The 7,575-nt window shown below is 37.7% G+C and carries 10 protein-coding genes, 3 tRNA genes, 1 rRNA gene and 1 pseudogene; 11 read left to right on the forward strand and 4 right to left on the reverse strand.

The genetic code is table 11. The features are described 5' to 3' along the window. Positions 1 to 153: 153 nt before the first annotated feature. The 4 genes and pseudogenes from QWC74_RS08260 to QWC74_RS14875 all read right to left on the reverse strand — a co-directional run. Positions 154 to 360 (reverse strand): hypothetical protein, encoded by a 207-nt coding sequence (locus QWC74_RS08260; protein ID WP_006785283.1) that lies wholly within the window; start codon positions 358 to 360, stop codon positions 154 to 156. A 140-nt stretch (positions 361 to 500) separates the two neighbouring features. Then, a complete protein-coding gene (locus QWC74_RS08265; protein WP_006785284.1) occupies positions 501 to 692 on the reverse strand; it encodes a hypothetical protein in 192 nt (63 codons plus the stop codon). 150 nt (positions 693 to 842) lie between these two features. Then, positions 843 to 998 (reverse strand): YjcZ family sporulation protein, encoded by a 156-nt coding sequence (locus QWC74_RS08270; RefSeq protein ID WP_006785286.1) that lies wholly within the window; start codon positions 996 to 998, stop codon positions 843 to 845. 108 nt (positions 999 to 1,106) lie between these two features. Then, positions 1,107 to 1,220: pseudogene (locus tag QWC74_RS14875) on the reverse strand (YjcZ family sporulation protein); the annotation flags it as partial. Positions 1,221 to 1,513: 293 nt separating this feature from the next. Here QWC74_RS14875 and QWC74_RS08280 point away from each other — a divergent pair. The 11 genes from QWC74_RS08280 to QWC74_RS08330 form a co-directional block, all read left to right on the forward strand. Beyond that, complete coding sequence (locus QWC74_RS08280) at positions 1,514 to 2,809, forward strand: FtsW/RodA/SpoVE family cell cycle protein (RefSeq protein ID WP_006785288.1); 1,296 nt, start codon at positions 1,514 to 1,516, stop codon at positions 2,807 to 2,809. Between the two features lie 144 nt (positions 2,810 to 2,953). Next, positions 2,954 to 3,412, forward strand: a complete 459-nt coding sequence (gene ylbD, locus QWC74_RS08285; protein WP_006785289.1) for a spore coat protein YlbD — start codon at positions 2,954 to 2,956, stop codon at positions 3,410 to 3,412. Between the two features lie 10 nt (positions 3,413 to 3,422). Continuing rightward, entirely contained in the window at positions 3,423 to 3,644 is a 222-nt protein-coding gene (locus QWC74_RS08290) for a YlbE-like family protein (RefSeq protein ID WP_006785290.1), read from the forward strand. 52 nt (positions 3,645 to 3,696) lie between these two features. Beyond that, complete coding sequence (locus QWC74_RS08295) at positions 3,697 to 4,098, forward strand: YlbF family regulator (RefSeq protein WP_006785291.1); 402 nt, start codon at positions 3,697 to 3,699, stop codon at positions 4,096 to 4,098. Positions 4,099 to 4,119: 21 nt separating this feature from the next. Further along, positions 4,120 to 4,341 (forward strand): DUF2129 domain-containing protein, encoded by a 222-nt coding sequence (locus tag QWC74_RS08300; protein ID WP_006785292.1) that lies wholly within the window; start codon positions 4,120 to 4,122, stop codon positions 4,339 to 4,341. Between the two features lie 119 nt (positions 4,342 to 4,460). Then, complete coding sequence (gene rpsP, locus QWC74_RS08305) at positions 4,461 to 4,730, forward strand: 30S ribosomal protein S16 (protein WP_211101859.1); 270 nt, start codon at positions 4,461 to 4,463, stop codon at positions 4,728 to 4,730. A 14-nt stretch (positions 4,731 to 4,744) separates the two neighbouring features. After that, positions 4,745 to 4,987: a KH domain-containing protein gene (locus tag QWC74_RS08310; protein ID WP_237701284.1), complete on the forward strand. Its 243-nt coding sequence runs from the start codon at positions 4,745 to 4,747 to the stop codon at positions 4,985 to 4,987. A gap of 473 nt (positions 4,988 to 5,460) precedes the next feature. After that, a tRNA-Arg gene (locus QWC74_RS08315) sits at positions 5,461 to 5,537 on the forward strand. 6 nt (positions 5,538 to 5,543) lie between these two features. Continuing rightward, a tRNA-Pro gene (locus tag QWC74_RS08320) sits at positions 5,544 to 5,620 on the forward strand. A gap of 15 nt (positions 5,621 to 5,635) precedes the next feature. Next, positions 5,636 to 5,711, forward strand: a tRNA-Ala gene (locus QWC74_RS08325). Positions 5,712 to 5,776: 65 nt separating this feature from the next. Beyond that, positions 5,777 to 7,575 (forward strand): 23S ribosomal RNA (locus QWC74_RS08330); the annotation flags it as partial.

Genomic DNA, 7,575 nt, shown 5'->3' on the forward strand with positions numbered 1-7,575 from the left:
TTCCACAACTTTCAACACACATCACTAATCCCTCCTTAGATTCATGACTTAATATATATTACGCTTTTTTACCATTTTGGTTATTAATTTTTTAAATTTAGAAGCTAAAGATTCAACTTTAGCTTTCTATATTATATAGTCGCTATTTAGTGACTAACATCCAAAGCATCCCCCGCCGCAACCATTGCCGCATCCAAAGCAACCGCAACCACAGACAATAATTAGGATAAATAAGACAAGAATGAATGCACATAAGCATCCCCCAAATCCGCAACCACAACCACCACCATAGCCTCCTGCAACAGGTACTACAGGCATACATGGTTGAGGATAGCCGTATCCTGCGCCATTGTAATACATCATGATTTCCTCCTTTTTCTATCAGGCTCAGTATATAATACGCAAAAAATAATAAAGTGTTATTGTAAACAAGCCCATCGCTAGAAAAAATACATAAAAAAACGGCTCAATTTGAGCCGTCTAAATATCGACTGTTTTTATTAGCAGTCACAATCGTTTGAGCATCCTCCGCCAAACCCGAATCCGCCACATCCACAGATAATTGCTAATAAGATGAATAAGACAAGGATAAATGCAAATCCTCCGCAACCACAACCAGCACCGAATCCAGCATTAGCATTATAAGCAGGTACACATGGTGTACAGTAGTTATTATATCCATAATTATACATTTTATATTCCCCTTTCATTCTTGAACCTCAATATATATTACGTTAAAGTGCCTGAATGGTTAATGAATTGATGAAAAAAATAAAATTATTTTAGAAAGGAAAAAAGAGATCTTCTAATGAAGATCCCTTCAAATAAATTTGCTACTTTAATTAACAACCGCAAGAGTTGTTTCCACCAAATCCAAATCCACCACAGCTACAAATAATAGCTAATAAGATGAATAAAACAAGAATGAATGCGAAACCACCGCAACCACTACTTTGTTGAACACAAGGTGTATAGCAATTATATCCATAATTATACATTATTATTTCCTCCTTCAGTTTGAAACTTCAATATATCATATGTAGTTTAAGAAGAATAGTTAATCGTTTTTCTTCTTATTTATGAATCAGTTTACAAGGGATTTTCAATTAGCAGTCACATCCAAAACCGCTATTATTTCCACCACCGAAGCCATGACTACATCCGATGATTACTAATAAAATAAATAAGACGAGAATAAGAGCGAAGTTATTACTACATCCACTACCAGTACTGTAAACCGGCATAGGATAAGCAACGGGTGCATACCCACCATAACCGTATCCACTTGCATAACCACCATAACTATAGTTGTTTCCTGTTCCGTAATTGTACATCATTTATCCCTCCTTCATTCCTGATTACACTGTATTATACGTAAAATGACGAACTTGGTTCATGCAAAGGGATAGATAAAATTATAAATATCCTAAAACTATCAGTTTGGTTTACCTATTAAAACATGGTAAAATAGTAATACATTGAATTTTTTTCTATATTATAGAGGAGAGCTAATATGAAGTTTAAAGGTAAAGTTAAGAAACAGAAAAAGAAGTTTACTTTCAAACCCATGATAGAGCGGGCACAAAAGTTAGATAAAGTGGTTTTAATTCTTGTGTTTGCCTTATTTGGAATTGGATTACTGATGATATATAGCATAACGAGTATTTCAATTTATAATGGAGCAGCGGATGATACATTGTTTTTTGTTAAAAAAACAGTAGTAAGTGGAGTTATTGGGATTGTTGGAATGATATTCTTAGCCTTAATCCCGTATAATGTATTGAAATTTTTTGCTTTTTTAGCAACAGTACTTTGTCCTCCGATTTTAATCTTTACTTTGATATTTGGTAAAGGTTCAGGAGCTTCCAATGTAAGAAGTTGGATTAAAATTGGTCCTTTATCCATTCAACCAGCTGAGTTTGTCAAATTAGGTGTCATATTGGCTCTAGCATGGTTTATTACATACAGTATCAAACAAAATAAATATCATCTAAGGTCTTTTAAGAATATCGGAACGATAGAAAATTTCCAAGGATTTTTAGTTAATGGTATAAAGTATTTATCAAATAGTTTTTTAAGGGTATTACTTTATTTAGGATTTTGTACAGGCTTAGTTTTAATCCAGCCAGACTTAGGTTCAGCTCTGATTATCTTTGGAATTGGTGTCATTATATTTATGTGTAGTGGAATTGATTTTAAAGTCATTATGACACTTATTGGGATGGCTTTATTAATTATTATTCCATTAATTCTAAGTTTAAAGGATTATCAGATGGATCGATTTTATATTTGGTGGGATCCATTTAATCATGATAATGGACTTCAAAATGTCATGGGGTACACGGCCATTGCACTTGGAGGATTGTTTGGAGTAGGGATTGGTAATAGTACACAAAAATATGGTTATGTAATCGAGCCCCATACCGATATGATCAGTACGATTTTAATTGAAGAGTTGGGAGTTGTTACAATTTTATTAATCATGGTGGCGTATTTAGTCATTGTAGCTCGCTGTTTCTTAACCGCGTTTAAATGTAAGGATTTATTTGGTTCTTTAGTTTGTATCGGTGTCGGTGCCATTTTTTTATTACAGCCGGTTATTAATTTAGGGGGAGCTAGTGGAACCATTCCACTAACCGGGGTGACGCTTCCGTTTATTAGTTATGGAGGAACTAGTTTAATGGTATTGTTCTTCACTATCGGTGTTTATCTAAATGTTAGAATTGAAATGCTCTCAAAATTGAAAACTGAGAAAAGTAATGCAACCGTTACCGAATTATTAAAAACAAATATTATTCCCTTTAAATAGTCTAAGTCTCAGTCACATACTGAGACTTTTTTTCATATAATAGAAAAGATAAAGGCGATTGTTCATATAAATTAGGAAAATTAGTCACCAATGGGGTGGACATTGCCTATAATATAGTGACTAATTGTAGCGAGGTGAGAGAAAGTGGACAGTCAATTAGATGAATTTAAAAGCTTCGTACGTAAATATCCTGGATTAAAAAATGATGTTCGAAGTGGAAAAGCAACATGGCAGTCAATCTATGAGGAATGGTACTTGTATGGAGAAGATGATAGCCAATGGGAAAAATACAAAGAAGTTACACAAGAAAGTAATCAAAGCGCGCCAGCTACGGATAAGACAAAAAGTGAAACGAAATCAACAACTACATCTAATAGTAGCTCTGCAACACTATCGGGGACAGAAATGATGGCTCAAGCATTTCAGTATCTTCAAAAAATGGATATGAATAAAGTTCAACAAACCATGACGACCGTACAGAAATTTATTCAACTTTTCCAAACGATGCAAGGTGGTAAGGGAGCCGGTACGGCTGCAGGATTAGGAGCAGCAGCTAGTCAAAAACAATCATTCCCTGGTTTATTCTCAAAATTTGATGATTAGGTGATGGAATATGGACGTAATGTATCAAATTGTTAATAATATTGAACAAAGAGACTATATTAGAATGTATCCATTCTGGTATAAAGAATTAAACAGAAATCCTGAAAGATATCAAGACTTTGTGAACGAAATTGAAACGTTAAAAAAACAAGCAACGCCTTCGCGTTTACAAAAATTTGAACAACAACTTAACTTTGCACAACTGATGTTGAAGATGTTCTCTAGTAAGTAAAATGATTAGTCATCTGAATTTGGTTATGATATAATTAGGAAGGTGATGAAAAATGTTAAATACTAGTGAATATCTTGAATTATCTGAACTGTTAGTGGAAGAAATTATCTCACTACCAGTAAGTAAAAGATATAAAGAACTACAACATGAAATAGATAAAAGCCCTGAAATTAAAACTTTAGTTTCAAAATTTGAAAAAGCAAAATCGGCATATGAAGATGTTCAACGCTATGGTTCTAAACATCATCCTGATTATAAAGAGGTTACACAACAACTCATAGATGCTAAATCAAGTTTATTTCAACATACAGTCATAAAGGAATTTAAAAATTGTGAAAAAGAAATCCAAGAGATTTTAAATCAGATCGCTGTATATATGGAAAATTCGATTAAAGTAGACTACCCTAAAAAAGGTTCTTCTTGTGGATGTAGTGGTGGGAGTTGTTCACATTAATACTTTTAGGAGGAGAAATCATTGGATCAAAGACGCATTCAGATTATTGTTTATACGAAAAAGTCGAGTGTTCAACAAAAGATGTCTCAGTTTGGACATGTTGTCTATATCTCTAAAAAAATGAACTATGTTTGTCTTTATGTTAATGAATCACAAAAAGATAATATTGTCAGTAAAATCAAAAACCTTCACGGAGTACAAAAAGTAGAAGTAGGACCTGAGGGATTAGATGCAATAAAATAAAATTAAAGTGTTAAGTAAAAATGCTTGACACTTTTTTTTGTTCTTGCTATAATTTGAATTGTCGTGTTAAGGAAAAATACTTAACAGTATAATTTTGAAAATAATTGGAGGAATATATAATGGTAAAATTACGTTTAACTCGTATGGGTTCTAAGAAAAAACCTTTCTACCGTATCGTAGCATCTACATCAACTAGTCCACGTGACGGACGTTTCATCGAAGTAATCGGAACTTACAATCCAGTTGCTCAACCAGCTATCGTTTCAATCGATGAAGAATTAGCAATGAAATGGTTACGTAACGGAGCTCAACCAACTGATACAGTTCGTGCTTTATTCTCAGCTGAAGGAATCTTAACAAAATTCCACAACGAAAAATACGCTAAATAATTATGGAAGCATCGGTGAACTATATTTCATTAATTGAAAATTTGATTCGCCCGCTCATTCAACATCAAGAAGATCTACGTATAAAAGAGTTTCCTAGTGAAGATGAATACATTCTCTTTCAAGTTATGGTTAATAAGGAAGATATAGGACGTGTTATCGGTAAACAAGGTAAAACAGCAAATGCGATTCGCACAATTGCATATGCAGCGGGATCAAAGAATAGAAAAAAAATAAGAATTAATATCGATTCTTATTGATGATAAAGGTATGTCACTAGGCATGCCTTTTTTATTTTTTTAACAATGGATTAATTTGAAAAGCTCCCACACCTAAAATAAAGGTTTGCTATATATATTGAGTGAAAGGGAGGAATGGAAATGAAAAAAATATGTCAGGGTTTGAAATTTCGAAAGCAAATGTGTATGAAATATTAGGATTAATGTTAATCATAGAATTGATTAAGTGATTAGATAAGATTAATTTTTTGAGTACAATACATGTGAAGAAGTAAATAAATTGGTTGAACACTAGATTGATTTTATCGATGAAACTGAGTTATTTAAAAACTATTAAAAGAATGTATAAATAGATAAAAACAGGGAAAAATAACTAGTGTAGTGCTAAAATAACATTAGTTAGAATTTTTTATTAAATAATGATTGACATAGTTCGACAAGTAGTGTATTATAAGTGAGTACCAAATAACACGGTAAGCAACAAAAGTAAATAAGCGCCCATAGCTCAATTGGATAGAGCGTTTGACTACGGATCAAAAGGTTAGGGGTTCGACTCCTCTTGGGCGCGCCATAAAAACGGGAAGTGGCTCAGCTTGGTAGAGCACCTGGTTTGGGACCAGGGGGTCGCAGGTTCGAATCCTGTCTTCCCGACCATTAATTAAATACCCAGGGGACTTAGCTCAGCTGGGAGAGCGCCTGCCTTGCACGCAGGAGGTCAGGGGTTCGATCCCCCTAGTCTCCACCAAAAGTTGATCTTTGAAAACTAGATATCTTCAAACAGAAGAAAAAAATAAAGAATTATTTTTTATAGGTTAAGTGAATAAGGGCGCACGGAGGATGCCTTGGCACTAGGAGTCGAAGAAGGACGCGACAAACGGCGAAACGCCTCGGGGAGCTGTAAGTGAGCTTTGATCCGGGGATATCCGAATGGGGAAACCCGCTAGTGGTTATACGCTAGCACCATATGGTGAATACATAGCCATATAGGAGACAGACCCAGGGAACTGAAACATCTAAGTACCTGGAGGAAAAGAAAGAAAAATCGATTCCCGTAGTAGCGGCGAGCGAAGTGGGAAGAGCCCAAACCGGCACTAGCCGGGGTTGTAGGACCTTCATAATTGACAAATCATGATAGCCGAGTGGTCTGGGAAGGCCAACCGGAGAGGGTGAGAGTCCCGTAGGTGAAATTGTGAAATGCATGGAAGGAATCCTGAGTACGGCGGGACACGTGGAATCCCGTCGGAATCAACGAGGACCATCTCGTAAGGCTAAATACTACCTAGTGACCGATAGTGAACCAGTACCGTGAGGGAAAGGTGAAAAGAACCCCGGAAGGGGAGTGAAAGAGAACCTGAAACCGTGTGCCTACAAATAGTCAGAGCCCGTTAATGGGTGATGGCGTGCCTTTTGTAGAATGAACCGGCGAGTTACGATATCGTGCGAGGTTAAGCAGAAGATGCGGAGCCGTAGCGAAAGCGAGTCTGAATAGGGCGAAGAGTACGATGTTGTAGACCCGAAACCGTGTGAGCTAGCCATGAGCAGGCTGAAGGTCAGGTAACACTGACTGGAGGGCCGAACCAGGGCACGTTGAAAAGTGCTTGGATGACTTGTGGCTAGGGGTGAAATTCCAATCGAACACGGATATAGCTGGTTCTCTCCGAAATAGCTTTAGGGCTAGCCTCGATGGCAAGTCTACTGGAGGTAGAGCACTGAATGGGTGATGGCCCCACCTCGGGGTACTGATCTCAATCAAACTCCGAATGCCAGATAGATATCATCGGGAGTCAGACTGTGGGTGATAAGGTCCATGGTCAAAAGGGAAAGAGCCCAGACCGCCAGCTAAGGCCCCCAAGTGTCCGTTAAGTGGAAAAGGATGTGGAGATGCACAGACAACTAGGAGGTTGGCTTAGAAGCAGCCATCCTTTAAAGAGTGCGTAATAGCTCACTAGTCGAGTGACTCTGCGCCGAAAATGTACCGGGGCTAAACGGACCGCCGAAGCTGCGGATTGACACTTAGGTGTCAGTGGTAGGAGAGCGTTCTAACAGCGGAGAAGCAGTACCGGAAGGAGCTGTGGAGCGGTTAGAAGTGAGAATGCCGGTGTGAGTAGCGAAAGATAGGTGAGAATCCTATCCATCGAAAGCCTAAGGTTTCCAGGGGAAGGCTCGTCCGCCCTGGGTAAGTCGGGACCTAAGGTGAGGCCGAAAGGCGTAGCCGATGGACAACAGGTTGATATTCCTGTACCACTTATTAAACTGATGGAGTGACGGAGAAGGCTAAGTTGAGCGTGTTAATGGATTCACGTGTAAGCAGTGAGGTGGTCATGTAGGCAAATCCGCATGGCATAACATTGAGCTGTGATGCCGAAGCCGTATGGCGAAGTCAACTGATGTCACGCTTCCAAGAAAAGCTTCTAGGGTTAATTTAGTAAGTGCCCGTACCGATAACCGACACAGGTAGGCGAGGAGAGAATCCTAAGATGAGCGAGAGAACTCTTGTTAAGGAACTCGGCAAAATGACCCCGTAACTTCGGGAGAAGGGGTGCTTGTGAAAGCAAGCCGCAGTGAATAGGCCCAGGCGACTGTTTATCAAAAACACAGGTCTCTGCTAA

The organism is uncultured Turicibacter sp., assembly GCF_938044715.1.
In the GTDB taxonomy this organism is placed as follows: Bacteria; Bacillota_I; Bacilli_A; order MOL361; family Turicibacteraceae; genus Turicibacter; species Turicibacter sanguinis.